Origin of the sequence: Pseudomonas sp. BN607 (genome assembly GCF_029871175.1) — a bacterium.
Taxonomy (GTDB): Bacteria; Pseudomonadota; Gammaproteobacteria; order Pseudomonadales; family Pseudomonadaceae; genus Aquipseudomonas.
In genome coordinates this window covers 256,510-275,410 of sequence record NZ_SSOE01000061.1, presented here as the reverse complement: position 1 = coordinate 275,410, position 18,901 = coordinate 256,510, and the positions used below count along the sequence as shown (strand labels likewise).

The 18,901-nt window shown below is 56.4% G+C and carries 13 protein-coding genes; 1 reads left to right on the top strand and 12 read right to left on the bottom strand.

The genetic code is table 11. The features are described 5' to 3' along the window. Positions 1-143: 143 nt before the first annotated feature. The 11 genes from E8E68_RS19105 to E8E68_RS19055 all read right to left on the bottom strand — a co-directional run bounded on the left by E8E68_RS19105 (position 144) and on the right by E8E68_RS19055 (position 16,306). Positions 144-1,358, bottom strand: coding sequence for an MFS transporter (locus E8E68_RS19105; protein WP_280343779.1), 1,215 nt, complete (start codon positions 1,356-1,358; stop codon positions 144-146). A 214-nt stretch (positions 1,359-1,572) separates the two neighbouring features. Beyond that, the gene (locus E8E68_RS19100) at positions 1,573-2,997 is read right to left on the bottom strand and encodes an efflux transporter outer membrane subunit (protein ID WP_280343777.1); all 1,425 of its coding nucleotides are present in this window, start codon (positions 2,995-2,997) and stop codon (positions 1,573-1,575) included. Then, on the bottom strand, positions 2,987-6,139 hold the full coding sequence (locus E8E68_RS19095) for an efflux RND transporter permease subunit (RefSeq protein WP_280343774.1): 3,153 nt from the start codon (positions 6,137-6,139) through the stop codon (positions 2,987-2,989). Before E8E68_RS19095 ends, E8E68_RS19100 begins: the two co-directional genes overlap by 11 nt. 10 nt (positions 6,140-6,149) lie before the next feature. Then, positions 6,150-7,280, bottom strand: coding sequence for an efflux RND transporter periplasmic adaptor subunit (locus E8E68_RS19090; RefSeq protein ID WP_110743182.1), 1,131 nt, complete (start codon positions 7,278-7,280; stop codon positions 6,150-6,152). Between the two features lie 509 nt (positions 7,281-7,789). Continuing rightward, entirely contained in the window at positions 7,790-8,518 is a 729-nt protein-coding gene (locus E8E68_RS19085) for a hypothetical protein (protein WP_280343770.1), read from the bottom strand. Beyond that, positions 8,508-9,581, bottom strand: coding sequence for an MsnO8 family LLM class oxidoreductase (locus E8E68_RS19080; protein ID WP_280343768.1), 1,074 nt, complete (start codon positions 9,579-9,581; stop codon positions 8,508-8,510). Before E8E68_RS19080 ends, E8E68_RS19085 begins: the two co-directional genes overlap by 11 nt. Before the next feature lie 2 nt (positions 9,582-9,583). After that, positions 9,584-10,060, bottom strand: coding sequence for a nuclear transport factor 2 family protein (locus E8E68_RS19075; RefSeq protein WP_110743184.1), 477 nt, complete (start codon positions 10,058-10,060; stop codon positions 9,584-9,586). Positions 10,061-10,378: 318 nt separating this feature from the next. Next, on the bottom strand, positions 10,379-12,766 hold the full coding sequence (locus E8E68_RS19070; protein ID WP_280343765.1) for a membrane-bound PQQ-dependent dehydrogenase, glucose/quinate/shikimate family: 2,388 nt from the start codon (positions 12,764-12,766) through the stop codon (positions 10,379-10,381). A gap of 135 nt (positions 12,767-12,901) precedes the next feature. Further along, positions 12,902-14,416, bottom strand: a complete 1,515-nt coding sequence (locus E8E68_RS19065; RefSeq protein ID WP_110743186.1) for an aldehyde dehydrogenase family protein — start codon at positions 14,414-14,416, stop codon at positions 12,902-12,904. A gap of 246 nt (positions 14,417-14,662) precedes the next feature. Beyond that, entirely contained in the window at positions 14,663-15,760 is a 1,098-nt protein-coding gene (locus E8E68_RS19060) for an alkene reductase (RefSeq protein ID WP_280343761.1), read from the bottom strand. 39 nt (positions 15,761-15,799) lie between these two features. Further along, positions 15,800-16,306 (bottom strand): nuclear transport factor 2 family protein, encoded by a 507-nt coding sequence (locus E8E68_RS19055; RefSeq protein WP_110743187.1) that lies wholly within the window; start codon positions 16,304-16,306, stop codon positions 15,800-15,802. A 186-nt stretch (positions 16,307-16,492) separates the two neighbouring features. Between E8E68_RS19055 and E8E68_RS19050 the strand changes: the two genes are divergently transcribed. Next, positions 16,493-17,452 (top strand): LysR substrate-binding domain-containing protein, encoded by a 960-nt coding sequence (locus E8E68_RS19050; RefSeq protein ID WP_218278940.1) that lies wholly within the window; start codon positions 16,493-16,495, stop codon positions 17,450-17,452. Between the two features lie 72 nt (positions 17,453-17,524). Here E8E68_RS19050 and E8E68_RS19045 read toward each other — a convergent pair whose 3' ends face one another. Beyond that, positions 17,525-18,874, bottom strand: a complete 1,350-nt coding sequence (locus E8E68_RS19045; RefSeq protein WP_280343752.1) for a carbohydrate porin — start codon at positions 18,872-18,874, stop codon at positions 17,525-17,527. Positions 18,875-18,901: the final 27 nt, after the last annotated feature.

The following is an 18,901-nucleotide window of genomic DNA, read 5'->3' as shown; positions in this document are numbered from 1 at the left end:
AAGGGGTGGAATTTACGCACCCTAATGGTGAAATTGTACCGAAATACACAGCCCTTGCTGCTGCCTTGCAAGCGCCCGGACACCGAATTTTCGGGGTGAGGTTTACCTGCCTCAGCGGCATTGCCTTGGCGGGCCGCAGCGCGCTACTTCTTAGGCACACCCACCCTGTCCTTGCCCACTAGCAGATACCCCAGCGACATCGCGACTACCCCCAACATTACCGCTGAGGCGTTCTCCATACCTAAGGCATCCACCAACGCGCCCATACCGATGATGCCGATCGCACTCCCCAAATATCCTGCGAGATAGAAAAGCGATCCCAAAGCAGCTCTGTGAGTACCTGGAGCAAGCGATGTGAAAACACCCATTGCGCCCACGAACGTCGCGCCATATCCCACCCCTGCGAGGACAGTAAAGAGTACGAAGATTGATGGCTGATGTACGTACAAGGCGACCAGGCACCCCACCCAGGCCGCGCATATCAACGCCCCACCACTGCCCATGGCGAGTTCAGGCCTGACGCGTCGGCAGAAGAACTGCGTTATCCCCGCTGTCGCCTGGAACGCGGTAACAAGTAAACCCGCCGAGGCATGACTGTGCGCTGAGACCTCCCTCAGCGTGCTGATGATCATCGAAGGCCCTAATGCGACGAAAACCGATCCAACTGACCATGCGACCACCAGGATCAATGAGATCCGAGTGAACGCCCGCCAGCTACCTCGCATTTGTTCGTCGAGGGTCAAGCGCTCACTGCCGTCACTTGCTTTGGGAATGTGATGCACAACCTCCCCGCTCCACTGCACGCGACACAACCCAATTGCAGTCAATATGGCCAGGCAAGCGTTAAGTACAAAGGGACTGAGCGTAGGGTAAAAATCAACGGCGATGGCAGCTGAGCTCAGCACCGGCCCCAAGGCTGCGCCGGACGTGAAGGACACGGTGGCCAATACCGCTGCATGCCGCTTGCGGTCTTGAGCATCAAAACCAACCAGCGCCGCATTGGCGCTGCCCGTAAGTGCACCCGTACCTACCCCGGCCAAAAAGCGTCCCAGGAAGAGCCCATCAAGCTCCGTCGAAAATGCGAATACCCATGACCCTGCCGCCACAGCAAACAGTGCCGGTACCAAGACACAGCGGCGATCCTCCAAGCGGTCGGAAAGCCTTCCCAGGACTGCCAATGCCAACAAGACGCCGATGGCGTAAACGGCAAAAAGCGAGGTCAGGGTTGTCGACGAGAAATGCAGGTTCGCTTGATAAAGACCGTACAAGGGGGATGGGGCTGTACTGCCTACGAGCGCGCTCAAAATGGCCAGGGAAACAAGCAAGCGAGCTTTAGCCAAAGAGTGATGTGCAGACACGAGTTAACCACTTCGCTAATCGGGGATGCGCTGACTATACCGATGCTTAGCCTGCTAAGCATTAGCCTGAAGGTTAATTCTGCTCGCTCGAATCGCACTGAACCCTTCCCCGGGGTGGGCGTTGTATGGACGGACTACCCTGGCGAAAGCGCGCAAAAAAGAAGGCGCCCCTTAGGCGCCTTAAAGAGACTCCCACCAAAGGAGATCGGGAGTTTTACTGCTGTGCTACAGGTGGTTTCTGGGAGACCTCAGACCACCCTCCCCCCAGCGCTTTGTACAGCTGGACTTGGGACGTAAGTTGAGCAAGGTGGTCGGTCAACAGCTGTTGCCGTGCAGACAAGAGTTGACGTTGGGCATCAAGTAGAGCCAGGTAGCTATCCACCCCCTCGTCATAGCGCTGCTGCGCCATCTGGTTGTATTCCTCGAAGGTGCGCACCAGGTCACGCTGGCTCTCTATCTGCTCCCCCCAGGTTCCCAACGCAGCCAGGCCATCCGCCACTTCGCGGAAGGCGGTCTGGATTACCGACTCATAGTTTGCAATGCCAAGATCCTTCTGGATTTTCGCGTAGTCCAGACTCGCCTTGAGTCGCCCGCCATTGAAAATGGGCAGATTGATTTGAGGGGCAAAGCTCCAGCTTTCCGAACCTGCATCAAACAGGCCGCTAAGTCGGCTGCTGGCGGTCCCTGCGGCCCCGGTCAACGTGATGCTCGGGAAAAACGCCGCACGAGCAGCGCCAATATTTGCATTGGCCGCAAGCAGCTGATGCTCGGCAGCACGGATGTCCGGGCGCTGCTGTATCAGCTCCGCGGGTAGACCTGCTGGTATGTCTGCGAGCAAGGGTTTGTCCAGATCTACGCCGCTCAGGTTTGCCGGCAGATCGGTCCCTAGCAACAGCCGCAAAGCATTCGCGTCCTGGGCAACCTGGCGGGTGAATGCTTGAACCTGCCCGCGTGCGCTGTCTACGAGCGTCCTTGCCTGTCGCACATCGAGATCCGACGCAGTACCTGCCTCGCTACTGGCTTGTACCAGATCCAGGTTGTGCCTGTAGTTTTGCAGTGTCGACTGGGTAACCTCCAGAAGCTGCTGATCCGTGCGCCATGTGAAATAAGCGATCGCAACGTTGGCGACCAAGCCCAACTGCACGCTCCGTTGCGTTTCTTCGCTCGCGAGATACGTTTCCAGCGCACTCTGATCAAGGCTACGTACTCGGCCCCAAACGTCCAGCTCGTAGCTCGTCAGCCCTACCTGAAGACTGTTATCTCCCGAGGTGATGTGTTGACCCGTTGTTGAAAGGTCCCCCGGGGTTCGGGAGCGCCCAGTGCGCCCGTCAACGCCAATCTCAGGCAGCAGCGCCGCCCCTTGGATGCGGTACTGGGCGCGGTATGCGTCCACATTCAGTGCCGCTTTGCGCAGGTCGCGGTTGTTGGACAGAGCCAAATCCACCAGCTCATGCAAGGCGGGGTCTTTGAAGAAGGTTTTCCAACCGATCCTCGCGACGCCTCCTGAAGATGGGGCCGCATAAGCGGCGCCCTCAGGAAAGGTGCTGGGAACCGGGGCCTCGGGCCGTTGATAATCGGGGATCAGGCTGCAGCCACCCAATGTCATCGCCAATACCAACAGCAGGGGTTTATGCGTCATGATGAGCGCCCTCGTGGATAGCTACGCGCACAGCCCCACGCTGCCTTGACTTGAACACTTTCGTCACAGCCACGTAGAACAACGGCACAAAGAAAATGGCCAGGAATGTTGCTGCGAGCGTACCTCCGACCACCGCAGTACCAATCGAATGCTGACTGCCACTGCCCGGCCCGTAAGCGCGTGCAAGAGGCAACGTACCCATCACGAACGCGATGGAAGTCATGATGATTGGACGCAGCCGCAGACGCGCTGCCTCAGTTGCAGCCTGCACCAGAGTGCGGCCCTGGTTTTCGTAGAGGTCTTTTGCGAACTCGACGATCAGGATGGCGTTTTTCGCTGCAAGCCCCATGGTCGTCAACATGCCGACCTGGAAGAACACATCATTGGAAAGGCCTCGCCCGAGGGTTGCGGCGACCGCACCAAGCACCCCGAGCGGCACAACGAGCATGATCGATACGGGCACCGACCAGCTTTCATAAAGAGCTGCAAGGCAGAGGAACACGATCATCAGTGAAAGCACATACAGTGTGATCGCTTGAGAACCTGCCGCTCGTTCTTCATAAGAAAGCCCAGTCCAGGACACTCCAAAGCCATTTGGCAGCTGCGAAGCGACCCGTTCAATCGCTGCCATGGCATCCCCTGTGCTGTAGCCCGGTGCTGGCTGTCCCAGCAACTCAACGGAAGGAATGCCGTTATAGCGCTCCAGCTTGGGCGAGCCATAGACCCACTGACCACTGGCGAACGAGGAGAATGGCACCATCTGCCCAGCCGCATTTCGCACGTACCATTTGTCAAAGTCTTCCGGCGAAATCCGAGCGTCCATTTCACCTTGGACATACACCTTTTTCACACGCCCCTTGTCGACGAAGTCGTTGACGTAGGTGGAACCCCAAGCAACAGACATCGTGTCATCGATCGACTCGATCGAAACCTGCAGTGCCCGCGCCTTCTCATCATCAATGGTCACCTGGTACTGAGCCTCATCAGCGAGCCCGTTAGGCCTGACGATGGCCAGCGCAGGCTCTTTGGCCACCAGCTTGAGCAACTGATCACGCGCCTCCATCAGCGCAGCATGGCCTCGAGCACCGTTGTCCTGGAGGAAAAGGTCAAAGCCCGTCGCGTTACCCATTTCCATGATGGCAGGGGGGACGATTGAAACGACATTCGCATCTCGGACAGTGCTGGCAAAGCGCGTTATCCGCTGAGCAATGGCAAAGGCTGAGTTTTCACTGTCAGTACGCGCCTCGAACGGCTTGAGTCGCACCCAGATCACGGCAGAGTTCTGCCCGCGACCCGCGAAGTTGAAACCACTGATATTGAACGCGGAGACGACACCGTCTTTCTCCTCTTCCAACAGATACGTTCGAACTTTATCGATGACCGTCTGGGTGCGTTCAGCACTGCTGTTGGGCGGTGTCTGAATCTGCACAATCAGCAATCCTTGGTCTTCATCCGGTAGGAAGGCAGACGGCAGATTTCTGAACATGGCGACGACGCCAAGCAGCAGCAATGCATAAATCACGAAGGTTCGTTTGGGGTTGCGCAAGATCCTGGAAATCGAGGACGCATAGCGATCAGTGTTTCGTTCGAAGACGCGGTTGGACCACGCGAAGAAACCGGTTTGCTTCTTCTGACCACCGGCATGCGCCTTGAGCATGGTTGCGCAGAGTGCCGGGGTGAAAACCAACGCGACCAGTACGGAGAGCCCCATCGCGGTGATGATCGTAATGGAGAACTGCCGGTAGATGATCCCTGCGGAGCCGCCAAAGAAAGCCATCGGCATGAACACGGCACTAATCACCAAGCCGATGCCTACTAGCGCTCCGGAGATTTGCTGCATCGATTTGTAGGTGGCGTCACGTGGCGACAGATGCTCTTCTTCCATCAGTCGCTCGACGTTTTCCACGACCACGATGGCATCGTCCACAAGCAGCCCGATCGCCAGCACCATGGCGAACATCGTCATCACGTTGATAGTGAACCCACAGGCGTACAGCACGCCAAAGGTACCGAGCAGCACCACCGGCACCGCCAGGGTTGGAATCAAGGTCGCACGCATGTTCTGCAAGAACAGCAGCATGACCAGAAACACCAGAACGACTGCCTCGAACAGGGTATGCACCACCGAGTCGATCGAGGCTTTCACCGAGGGGCTGGTGTCGTAGGGGTAAACGACTTCTACGCCGGGCGGCAGGTAAGGTTTAAGCTGGTCGACAGTATTTTTGACGCGTTCGACGGTCTCCAGCATGTTCGCGCCGGTGGCCAAGCGCAACGCAATACCGGCTGCAGGTTTACCGTTGTAGTTGACGTCGTAGGAGTAGGTTTCATTGCCCAGCACCACTTCGCCCAGATCCTTCAAGCGAATCTGAGAACCGTCCGGCTGCACCTTGACCAAAATTTCCTTGAACTCATCAGCGGTTTTCAACCGGGTTTTACCGATCACCGTCGCGCTCAGCTCAACACCTTTACGCGTCGGCAGTCCGCCAATAGCTCCGGACGAGACTTGGACGTTCTGCGCCGAGATAGCGGCGGTGACATCGCTGGGCATCAACTGGTAGCTATTGAGCTTGGCGGGATCAAGCCAAATGCGCATCGCATTCTGGAAGCCAAACACGAAGAAGTCGCCCACCCCTTGGGTACGGGACAGCGGATCCTGGAAGCTCGACACGATGATGTTGCCCAAGTCACCGTAGCTCAGCTTTCCATCCTTCGAGTAAATGCTGACCAGCAGCATGAAGTTCACCTGGAACTTCACCACGCGGATCCCTTGCCGCTGCACTTCCGCCGGCAGGTTAGGCGTCGCAAGCTGAAGTTTGTTCTGAACTTGAACCTGCGCGATATCAGGATTGACGCCCTGGTCGAAAGTCACTGTGATTTCAACGCTACCGTCACTGTTTGCTGCCGAACTGATGTAACGCAGGCCATCCAGGCCGTTCAGCTGCTGCTCGATGACTTGCACCACCGTATCTTGAACGGTCTGCGCAGAGGCACCTGGGTAGGTGACGGTTATCTGCACAGCCGGCGCCGCGATATTGGGATATTGATTGACAGGAAGGCTGTGGATCGCCAGTGCTCCACCGAGCATGATCGCGAGCGCGATCACCCAGGCAAAAATTGGCCGATCAATGAAGAAACGAGACATTGTCGACCTCTCAGTTTGCCGTCAAAGCGGTGTTCACGTGGACGTTCGATGCAGGCTGCCCTTCGACGACCGAGTCCGCCTGGACGAACTGCAGCCCCTCGGTGATAACCCGCTCACCTGGCCTGACACCACTGTCTACCAGCCAGGCGTTCCCTACCGTGCGCACAGTCTCGAGATCGCGCTGCTCTACATGATTGTCAGCAGTGATCACCCATACAGTCGCAACACCCCGGCTGTCCCTGACGATGGCCTGCTGAGGCACCAGAATGGCGTTTTCGCGGACCCCCTCTTTCACTTGGGCATGTACAAACATCCCAGGCAGCAGAGCACGTTCAGGATTGGGAAAAACAGCGCGCAAAGTGACCGAGCCGGTGCCTTGGTCAACGCTCACTTCGGAGAATTTCAAGGTACCGGCAAGCGGGTAGGCACTGCCGTCATCCAAGGTCAGACTGACCTCAGCCTGGTCAGTGCCCGAGGTTTTCAAATCACCCGACTTCAGTGCGCGCTTGAGGGCAAGGATACGGGTGATGGGTTGAGTGACATCGACATAAATCGGATCGAGCTGATTCACCGTTGCCATAGCGGCGGCCTGACCGTCAGTCACAAGCGCACCTTCAGTAACAGCGGATCTGCCAATGCGACCCGTGATAGGTGCAAGCACTTTGGTGTATTGGACATTGATGTCGGCCACACGCTTGTCGGCTTCAGCCTGCTTCCACGCAGCCACGGCATCATCATGTTGCTGCTGACTCACCGCGCGCGCTTTCAGCAAACGCTCATAACGCTCGGCCAGATTGCGCGCGCTGCGCAGATTGGCCTCAGCCCTGGCTTGCTGAGCCACGTACGTGCGCGGGTCGATTTGATACAGCTGCTGGCCTTGTTTGACCTCAGTGCCTTCCGTGAACAATCGGCGCTCCAGAATGCCCGCAACTTGCGGACGAACTTCAGCGACGCGAAATGCGGAGGTTCGCCCAGGGAGGTCGGTACTCAAAGTCAGCGGAGCTTCCCGGACTGCGTAGTACCCCACTTTAAGCGCTGCAGGACTCGCCGCTTGATCCTGCGCAGAATCACAGCCCGTCAGCAGTAATGCAGCAGAAAGGGGCAAGACCCCTAACGCGGCCCGAGAAAACGATTTGTTCATAGAAACTCCGGTACGTAACCGCTTGCGCACACGCGTGCAAGCAAGAGCCTGAAGGCCCAAGCTCGCCTGGACGGTCATGTAGAAATTTGGCGCGAATGATGATGTCGACCGGAACAGAGCCCGGGCGCCATCGCTTGGAGGGAATTCTAATGCTCGTCCTGATTTTGATTAATCAGCTGGAATTCCAGTCATTTCATCCCTGTATTCCAATATAAAAATCAGACAAGACGCCGTGCGCGTGAATACGCCTGCGCGTAGCGCTGTAGCCGTTGAGAGGCAGGTTGCAAAGAAACGGAGACTACGGGCGCTTGGCATGTTCCGAATCCTTTGAAGGAGTCCGGATGTTTGGCAAGGCGGTGAAGGAAGGATCAGCTTGAAGCGCAGGACAGCCTTGTGAAGACCACAATCGATGAGCTGTAAAAATTGGAATGTGGCTGCTGTTCACCTTAGAGCATAGTGGGGCGCATACCACTGCTGACCTGTAGCTGCGCCCCCGAACCGGACTGTTTTCAAAGAGGCGTATCACCAAAGTCGATGACCCGAGCGTCCTCGATGGACGGCATTGAGCGCGCGACATCGTCCGTAAGACGAAGCTTTACCACACGCACTCCAGCTGGCTCACCCATAACTGCGGTCACTACCGCATCGTATGCAGGGCTTCCTTCCGAGGCGACGACTTGGGCGGAAAGGTGACGCACCTCATTTCCGAGGGCACGCCGGACTGAATCACTCACTCCATTTAGTCCTCCCAGCTCTGCATGAACGCGCGCGAGGACACGATTGGTCGACCATGAGGTTTCATAGCTTGACCTTTTGTTCGAGAGGATCGGCGTTTTGTCGAGGGAGATAAAGCGCGGCGCCCCCGGCGAGAACTCGATTCGCGTTTCATAACTGATGATCGAGCCTTGCATACCCGCCTTCCCTGGCGCTTGGTAAGCGACAACCATATTCAACAGACCATCGCCATTTTCTGCAGTCGAGTAATTTGAGTGGATGATGTGATGGGCGCTGATTTTATCCGGTATCGATGCGAACCAAGCCACAAGTGACTGATGATCCTGGGCGAACACATGGTGCATCCGGTGACCGGATAGAAGAACGTTCGGATGGAACATTTTCAGGTGTTCATTGAGGTCACCTCCAGGTGCTTCCAGGAAGGCGAACCAACGATGGGCCAAATGCAGCGCTATGTGATTTGACGGTGAGAGGGCTTCAATCGGAAGGCTATCAGGCGTCATGCGCCCTCTCCTTGCATCCCTCTGCCTGAGCGAGCGAATGACTCACAACCCCACTTTTCCTCAGCGAATGGGCAATGCTGGTCAATGCATTCAGCCGGGCGGTCTCACCTGGCATCATGAGGTTGATCATGACCTCATCAGTACCATAAGCATCTGCCAGCTCACGTAGTTGGACCACGACATGATCAGCTGTCCCGTAGATGAGCCGCCCTTTGTTGCGCTCGCGAATCGCCAACTCATCCGATGACCAGTGATGGGCACGGGTACTCTCGATTGATGGCACCCGATCGAACGGGCTGGCACTCTCTGCGTAGGTAAGCCAGAGGTGAAAGGCCGCCGCATAATCCTTGGCTTCTTCAGGCGTATCTCCGACTGCTACAAATACGGCTACGACCACCGAAGGTGATTGTGAAAAATCAGTCGGTTTGAAAGCCTGGCGATACGCGCTAGCTGCATGCGGCCCATCGCCACGAGGATTGATGAAATGGGCAAAGGTGAACCCCAGGCCTGCCTGCGCGGCGACTTCCGCCGTCGCCCCCGAAGCACCTAGAACATAGGGCTGAGGTTTGTTGCGGGTCTCTGGATGCGCGCGCATGCCCTCATAGCGCGAGTTGGGCATATGGTTCCCGGTCACGAACCCGAGCAAGTCGGCAACTTTGCGGCCATAGGGGATCGACTCGCCTTTTTCATCATTGAGCGCCATGCTCGTGCGCCTGTCAGCCCCAGGGGCTCTACCGAAACCAAGGTCGATGCGCCCAGGGAACAGCGCTTCAAGCAATTGGTAATTCTCGGCAATCTTCAAACTGCTGTAGTTAGGTAGCAGCACCCCACCGGAACCCACCCTGATCGCCTTGGTTGCCGATGCGATACGCGACATGAGTATCTCAGGGGAATTGCTGGCAGTCGCTGGAGCACCATGGTGTTCCGAGACCCAGAACCTGTGGAATCCGCTTTCCTCCGCAAGCTGAGCCAGGCGCACGCTAGCCGCCAGCGCATCGACAGGAAGCAGTCCCTCATCCACCGGAGAGTAGTCAAGAATGCTCAGCTTCAATGGCGTGTGCATATTCACGCTCCTTCCGTTTGGCCGGATACTTGCTCAGGGTTGCTGCGATCAGGCCAGACAACCTCCAATCGAGTACGCGTGATGCGCCACTCGCCATTGATTCGCTTGTACTCATCGGCGTACAGCCCTAGCAGCAGTAACGGGTTTGGATCAGGCTTTGAAGCAGTCTCGAAGTCGATGAGGTAGCAGCGCCCCTCGGCAGTATCAGGCCCGGTCAACTTGATCCAGTGATTGGTGATTGCGTGCATGAACGGGAAGCTGCGCCGGTTATCCCGGTCGTAGAGTGCAAAGGCCTCCTGCAAACCGGATTTGATCGCCTCAATCCCCTCCATTTTTCCGACAGTCACCTCAACCACAGCGTCCGCCGCGAAGACCTCGCTTAGGGCCTGGATGTTGTTACCGTCCAGGTGATGGGCGTAAAGCGTTCTGAGATCGCGAATGGCTTCACGATCGATAAGCTGTTGAATAGCGTTTTCCACGAAATGTCCTCCAATGAGAGTGGGAGACCAGGGCTATGCAAGCGCTTGCGCAAACGGCGAAGGCCTTCTGACCACCTGCCTGAAGGCCGGTGAGTTTCAGCCAGCTGCTGCGCCCAGTCATCAGAGCTCTACTCTAAAAGGGATCGCGGAAAAGATAATCGGGCTCCGATTCCAAACATTCAGGAATGACAGGACAGAATGAGTGGGCATCGGCGGGGGGCGCTGATCAATGTCGATGCAACGCTTCGTGAAGGCGGGGATGGAGCGGCGTCGGGTCCGCCGAGGCCACCTCAGGGTTGAGGTGACCTCGACGGCTTGTTACTGCTGTTTAGGCAACGCGTAGGCGATCAACAGATCGCTTCGATCCGTTGAGCTACGTGCACCGCCGGCACTGACAACCACGAATTGCCGATTGCTAGACGGTGAAACAAAGGTCATAGGTGTCGCTTGCGAACCCACTGGCATGCGAGCTTTCCAGAGCTCTTCGCCGGTGGATTGATCGTACGCCCGCAGGAAATAGTCCTGAGTGCCTGCAAAGAAGACCAGGCCTGAACGCGTCGAAACGGTACCGCCGATGGTTGGCATGCCAATCGGGAAAGGCGCCCGGACTTTGACACCCGCGATTGCAGTATCCTGGACGGTGCCTGCAGGACGCTGCCAGATGACCTCCCGCGTCTTGAGATCAATACCGGTCACAGTCCCATAAGGAGGGGCTTGGCACGGAACGTCTATCGGGGAGACAAAGGACGAGTTGGTCACAACGAATGGCGTGCCACGCATAGGAGCGAACTCCGAGTGGGGCTTACCGTTGCCATTGGTCTCATGATGTTCGCTCGGGATCAGCTGCACGCGAAGCGGTATCCGGATGTCGTTGACGACCATCACGCCAGTATCTTCGTTGATAGAGACACTACCCCAGTTCATGCCGCCAAAATTACCAGGGTGCTGAAGGCTCGCAGTGGTGCCTGGTGGTGTGAAGGCACCCTCGTATCGCAACGATCTGAACTGGATGCGGCAGAGCAACTGATCGTAGATTGTGGCGCCCCACATGTCCTGCTCAGTCAGTTTTTCCTGACCGATGTAAGGCATGCCCACCGAGAACGGCTGGGTCGGCGCCGTTTTGTCGCCAGCCAGTTCTTGTTGCGGGACGCTTCGCTCGACCACTTCAGTGATTGGTTTACCCGTCTCCCGATTGAGCATGAAAATGTTGCCGGTCTTGGTCGTTTGGATCAACGCCGGTTGGTTGCCGCCATTGCCATCCGGGACATCATACAGAGCGGGTTGCGAAGGGATGTCATAGTCCCAGATGTCGTGATGAACAGTCTGGTAAGCCCAGCGCTCTCGCCCAGTCTTGTAGTCCAGCGCGACAACTGAGGACGCGTAGCGATTGGCCGCCTCAGAGCGATGCCCGCCCCAGAAATCGGGGGTAGAGTTGCCTAACGGTACATAGACAAGTCCCAGCTTGGAATCGTAGGCAGCAGTCGACCACATGTTGGGCGTTCCGCGGGTGTACGTTTCACCCGGTGGTGGATACTTGGTGATCGATGGGTTCCCCAAATCCCATGCCCACTCCAGCTCACCCGTGGCAGCGTTGAACGCGCGGATGACGCCAGACGGTTCCTTGGTTTCCAGGTTGTCGTAGACCCAGCCACCGACAATCAAGAGGTTGCCAGCGACAGTGACGGGAGAAGTGCCCATGTAGTAGGTGGGTTTAACCTCGCCCATGCCCTGCTTGAGGCTAACCTGGCCATTCATACCGAAGCTTTGGCACTCTTGGCCTGTCTTGGCATCAAGAGCGATCAGCCGCGAATCGAGCGTGGAGAGAATGACCCGTTGCGGGCAATCCTGAACCGCGGTCGAGGCACTGCGCACAGCATCAGAGACCTCAGTGGCGTCGTAATAGCTGACACCGCGGCAACGGTTCCAGACCTTTTGGTTTTGCACTTTGGCATCGTAGCGCCAGATTTCCTTACCGGTGTTCGCATCCACCGCGAAGACCTTGTTCAAAGGGGTGCAGATGTAAAGCGTGTCGCCCACTTGAACCGGAGTATTCTGGTTTTCAGAACCTGCATCAGCAATCTCTCCGGTACGGAACGTCCAGGCTACCTCAAGGTTGGAAACGTTCTCTGGGGTGATCTGCTCAAGCGGTGCGAACCGCGTTCCAGTCGGCGTACGTCCATAATGTTGCCAGTTGCCGTTTACAGCTTTATCGGCCGCGCCACTAGCGACCGCAGGACGAGCCGGGCCCTGGATAACGCCATGTGGGAAGAACATCGCGATGAAGCCGGCGACCAGCAGCACTGACGTGACCCCTGCACCTCCCACCCACACTTTCCGACGCTGCGTGAAGCCCACTTTCGAGGCCAGCAGCAGAACAGGAATCAGAAGAAGCAGGAACCCTGCGAGGCGTGGCACCATCGGCCAAAACTGGAGCCCGACTTCGTAGAGCGACCATGCGATGGCAGTTGCAGTGAGACCCAGATAAACCCAGACACCCAGCTTTTTACGCTGAAAGAATCCGTAGGCCGATACAACGAGCAATACTCCGGTGAGCAGATAGAACAAGGATCCGCCAAGCCAGGCAAGGTATACCCCACCTACGAGTAACGGAGCGGCGAGCACCAAGAGTAAACCGCCAAACCAGAGAGGTAGCTTAGACAGAACAAGTGTGCTCACTTGATCGGTGACGTCTTTTTGGAATTGCATGTGCGCACCTATTGTTTTTTTCGCGCTTTGGGATCGTACACAGAGCAGCTCTCAGCCCCCATACGCGGGGAATCTGAGAGCCTATTGCGACGCAGTCTTAATGAGGTTCGTGTGGCCCGTTGGGCGGGCAAATGATTAGCTCTTCAGCAGCACTGCGACTGATTTGGTCTCGGTGTAATGCTCAAGCCCGCTAAGGCCCATTTCCCGGCCAATGCCAGACTCCTTGAAACCGCCAAAGGGCAGAGAGGGGTCTATCTGGTTGTGACTGTTGACCCAGATGATCCCTGCCCGGATGCGCGCGGCGAGCGCATGCGCTTGGGTGACGTTCTGTGTCCAGATACTGGCGGCCAGTCCGTACTCCGTGTTGTTGGCTTCACGCGCCAGATCGTCGAGGCTCTGGTTGGAGATCTTCATCGCGGAGATCACCGGGCCAAAGATCTCTTCTCGATAAACCGTCATTCGATGATCGACGTTGGCCAGCAGAGTAGGTTTGTAGAAGAACCCCTCCCCGTCCATCTCACTGGCACCGCAGATCACCTTCGCACCTTCACTGACACCGGTGCGGACGAGTTCACTGACGCGACCAAGCTGGCGCTGGGAGATCAAAGGGCCGATCTGCGTCGCCCTATTCAGCCCATGCCCGAGCTTCATCTCGGAAATGAATTCAGCGACACCGTTGATGACATCGTCGTATACATCTTCGTGGATATAAAGTCGGGAACCCGCAGTACAGGCCTGACCACTGTTCAGCATGACGGCTTGAGCAACACCAGGAATGGCGGTAGACAGGTCAGCATCCGGGAAGACGATGACAGGGCTCTTGCCACCCAGCTCAAGCGTTACTCGCTTGAGCGTCTTGGCTGCTGCCGATGCGATTGCTTTGCCGGTTGCGGTACTACCAGTGAACGCGATCTTGTCCACCAAAGGACTGTTAACCAACGCGGCGCCGCACCGGCCATCCCCCGTCACTACGTTCAGCGTGCCAGGCGGAAGCCCTGCTTCCTCACAAATGGCCGCCAGACGCAACGCGGTGAGAGGCGTGTCCTCCGCAGGCTTGAGCACAATGGAGCAACCCGCAGCCAGCGCAGGAGCCAGTTTCCAGGCAGCCATAAGCAGAGGGACATTCCAAGGGATGATCTGCCCAACAACGCCGACTGGTTCATGGGTCGTGTAGGCATGCCACTCGCCGGCCAAGCCTACAGGCACGGACAGCCCATTGAGCTTGGTGCACCACCCGGAATAGTAGCGGAAATGCTCGGCTGAGTTCCGCACATAGGCGTCTTTGACAATGCCGTAGGGCGACCCCTCATCGAGAACTTCAAGCTCTGCCAGCTCTTGCGAGTATTTGTCGATCAGTTCGCCAATCCGCCAGAGCACCTTGCTTTTTTCAGAGCCCGAAAGTTTGCGCCAGGCACCAGAGTCGAATGACTTACGAGCAGCGCTGACAGCTTTGTCGACGTCGGCTTGATCACCGTCCGCAACCTCAGCGATGACTTTTCCCGTAGCCGGGTCGAATACTTTTCTTCGTGCCCCGCTCTGGGCGTCTTGCCACTGACCCTCGATGAACAGCTTGTGAGATTTACCGAGGAAGCTGGCTGCTTCACTCGAGATGGCAGGGTAAGAGAGATCGATCACATCATGCGCAGGCATAGCATCTTGCTCCGGCTCTGGAGGGTTCGAACGAACCTCATGTTGTATTTTGGTTGCCGATACCGAACCTAACCAATTCTGCGATTCATGACCAATGGAAAAAATGCGGATTTAGATACGAAAACCGTATCGCGCCAAGCGCGTAGCCCACCCCCCGGCCGAATCTCGCCTTAAAAAAGAAAAGGCAGTGGGCACGGATACCCACTGCCCCTTCATCAAGGCGACATTCAGGCTCAGGTGGACACGTCAGGAATGGCCGCCATAGGGCGGATAGTCAATGTATCCTTCATCCCCTCCTCCATAGAAAGTCGCACGGTCAAACGGGCTGAGCGGCAAGCTGCGCTTGAATCGATCTACCAGATCGGGGTTGGAGATATAGGGGCGACCGAAAGCAGCAAGGTCGACAAGCCCATCATCCAGCATGGCCTGGGCAGTTTCTTGTGTCAGCGATCCCGCGAACATCAATGTGCCGCGGTAGACCTCCCGGAACTCGCGCACAAATTCACGGTTCATGAGGTTTCCGCAGAGTGAATCCTGATCACTCAAATGCACATAAGCCAGGTCTCGCGAACTCAATGCTGCCGCCGCCGCCAGCCACGTTTCACGCTCATCCGCAAACGCTGGCATGGCTGACAAACGCCCGAAAGGCGCCACCCGCAGACCTACTCGGTGACTGCCAATCGCTGCTGAAATCATATCTACCGTTTCCAACAAGAAACGCAGCCTGTTCTCAATGCTGCCGCCGTACGCGTCAGTGCGCGTATTCAATCCGCCATTGATGAATTGCTCAAAGATATAGCCGTTCGCGCCGTGAATCTCGACACCATCAAACCCTGCAAGGATTGCATTTTCAGCTGCCTTGACGAAGTCTTGCGACACCCTGGCGACCTCAGCGGCAGGCAACGCCCGCGGGCGCGTTACCTGAACCTGACCCGGCTCACCATCGGCGGTATAGCCGTAGCACGTAGTGTTTTCGGCCAAGGTATCGACTGACGAAACTGGAGCGTTGCCATTGGGCTGCAAGGACGTATGAGAGATACGACCAACGTGCCAGAGCTGAATGAAAATCTTACCGCCCGCTTCGTGAACCTGGTCGGTAACTCGCCTCCAGCCAGCGACCTGTTCTGGAGAGAAAATGCCAGGTGTGAAGAGATAGCCTTGACCCTCCTGGGTTATCTGCGCCCCTTCTGTGATGAGCAAACCTGCACCGGCGCGTTGGCGATAATAGGCCGCGGTGCTGGCATTGGGCACAGTGTCCTTGGCTCTCGACCTGGTCATAGGCGCCATTACGACGCGCGAGGTTAATTGAGTGCCCGATAGATCGTAGGGAGTCAACAACGTCATTTTTTGCCTCTGCGAATGCATGCCACAATAGGGTTCGTCTTACCAAGACTCTTTTTTGAAAGGGGCTTCAACCCAGCCCTTTGCCCAAGGGGATGACTGCTCGATGGTTCCGGTCATGGATTGGAACAACCACGCCCCATTTATTTTCACTAAATGGTCGGTGTAGTTTCCAGCGAGCAGAAATGCTTCGCCTTTGGCGTCCGCACCGTCAGTGCGCATTGTCAACAAGCAGACGAGATTGAAGTGGGCAACCGCACGATCGCCCTGATCACTGATTTCAATGCGCGGCGCAAATATGTCGTGCTGGCTCCACAAAATGCCTTTGCTCAAATTTTTACAGTGTGCTCGGATTGCACCTTGACCGCGGACATCACCCCCCACACCTTTGATGATCCATTCCCCGTCTTCGGAGAACAAGGCGGCAATGCTATCAGGGTCATAACCATTGTCTAAATGAAAGGCGTATCGGTATTTAAGTTCTTTGATTTTTTCCCGATCCTCCAGTTGCTCAAGACGCTGTTCGATGGAGCGAGGCTGTGGCGACATAGGTGGCTTTTCCTTGTTGTTATTAGCAATCCAGCAATGTGCATCGGTGAATAATGCAGTCGGCCCTTGGCATGACCAAACTGCCGCACACACTTACAACGTAGCGATCGCAGCGATGTTTGACTAATAGAGTTTTTTGCTTTATTGATACAAAAACCGAATCACAAAATAAAATAGCCAAATGCCATGAATCCTTCCCTTGCCAGCCCCAGCGCCAAAACTTATAGCCTTTTCAAGCGGTTAAAGTACCGACACCTTTTCATGTTGGCGACTTTGGGCAACTGCCAGAATCTGCATCGGGCCGCCGAGACACTCAACATGTCCCAGCCCACCCTTACCCGGATGCTTCAGGAAGTAGAAGATGCTTTTGGGTGCGCACTGTTCGAACGCCAACCTCGCGGCGTCGTGCCCACCCCGGTGGGCGAAGAACTCTTGAAATTCGCCCATTCAGCGCTCAATAGCCTTGATCGCTGCGTAGAAGACCTGACCGCCAGGGCGGAGGGTGGCTACGGCCATCTAGCCGTAGGTGTCGTCATGGGTAGCGCACTCGATCGGGTGGTCTCGACTATCGCGACCATGAAAAGCGCCTCACCTCATCTGGGAATCCGGATGATGAGTGACACCAGCGACGTGCTGATAGAGATGCTGGAGCAGGAGCGGCTGGATGTGGCGATTGCACGTCTCGGCACCCCAGGCGATCGGTCCAGATTTGAATTCGAACCCCTCGGTAACGATCGTCTGGTCATGGCGGTGCGAAGTGGACACCCACTGGCAACGCACGCCCCTGCGAAGATGGAGGACATTCTTCAGAAATGGACGTGGCTCCTTCAACCAGCGGCGAGCCCAGGGCGAAAAGCCGTGGAGCGCTGGTGGGCGGACAGGGATCTACTCCCTCCCTCCAAAACGATCGAGTGCTCGTCCATTTGGGCGATGCTGCAGCTCGTGCAATTAACGGATGCGGTCATGGTGTTAAGCGAAGCAGTGATCAATGATCACGTCCGTACAGGGCTGATCACTGTCCTCACAGGGTACGTTATCGAAGGTTTACCGCCCTATGGAATCATTTTGCGCAAAGGCATGGGAAGGAGCCGAGAGCTTCAGAACTTCTTGAGCCATCTGCAACAATCTGCACCTGTTGAAGGCTAATGATCCTGCAAGCATCAGGGGCCCTGCGCGAACTGCACGTGGCCCCTGGGCAACCCAGCCAGACGCTACAGGCTAGAAACTCGCTCTGACCATGAGGCCCAGCAAGAACGCGTTATCGACCTCATCCACTGCGCCAGGGTGAACGATGTACTGCACGTTGGGACGCACGGTCAACCAGTCCGTGATCTTCACGCCGTAGTAGATCTCGCTACTGTATTCGTCCGTCTGGACGGGGGTAAAACGCGGGTCATCGTAGCGGGTGACCTGATTGTAGATGTTTACATGGCGCTGGTGTGCCGTCACATTCGAGGCAACGCTCAACCCCCCGATCGCGACTCCGATCGAGTCGTCGGGACGAGAGACAAACGGGCCATTGATGATAAGACCGATGTTGTAATGCCTGGCGACGAATCCAGTATCGCGATCATTCCAGAACCCTTCCGAAAAGACCTCGATCTTGCGGTGCTGATCTCCGCCAACATGGCCCACCGTCTGGCGCGCGACATACCACCAACCTTTGCGCCCCCGATGCGACTGGTAGCGAGTGTCGGGCTCGAACGCATGCTCATGGCCATCCGCGTTGTAGCGCAGGTCATCGGCGTCAGTGGTGTTATAGAAAGCGCCAAGCCTGAACTCCGCGGGCTGGCCAAATAACGCGCGTTTAGGCGTCCAAATGACCTCAGCGGGTATGAGAGCACCTTCCGCGCCACGGGTACTCACTTTGAAGGCATTGTCATTTTCTAAAAGGGTCGGGTTCTGCTCGAAGACTCCAGCCTGGAGAGCGACATCATCAAGAAACTGATATTTGACTGCGGTCGCCCACTGACCGATCGGGAAGTTATACCAGTCATCCCCATGCCAGTTCCCGCCTGAATTACCGCAAAAAATCAGGTTTTGAAAATCGCAATCAAACTGACCGAATTCCTCTGGTCCGAATCGACCCATTCTGAAATACGAGTTAGGTTTTCCCAAGCGGGTTTCGAGGTAGAGCTGAGACAGCCGCGTAACACTACCGCGCCCATACACGTTCTGCGTCTGGGTCAATGAACCTGATCGCGGGTCAGTCAACCGCGCCTTGGCCAACTCCTCGCCATTACGATTAATTAGCGTCATGACAAACTTTGAAGAAGATGCGCCTAGCAGTTTGTCCAAGTCAGCACTGACCGAAAACATGTACTGATCGGCGTAGGCGAGTTTCTTGTCCTTGTCGTAGCCACCGTGCGCATTGTACGCACTGTCACTTCTGTAATTGAGGTCGAAGTCGACACCTTTCTGGTGTAGCTCGTCTCTCAGGCCACCCCAGGTACCCAACATCCATGGCATTGAAGTAGAGGTTGTCTCTGCGATACAGGTTGCAGGCACACTTAAAAACAGGGCGAACGCAGTGCTCGCGCACTTAATCTCAGGCGCAGAAAATCTCATATTTTTTGTTTCCCTTCTTGAATGGTA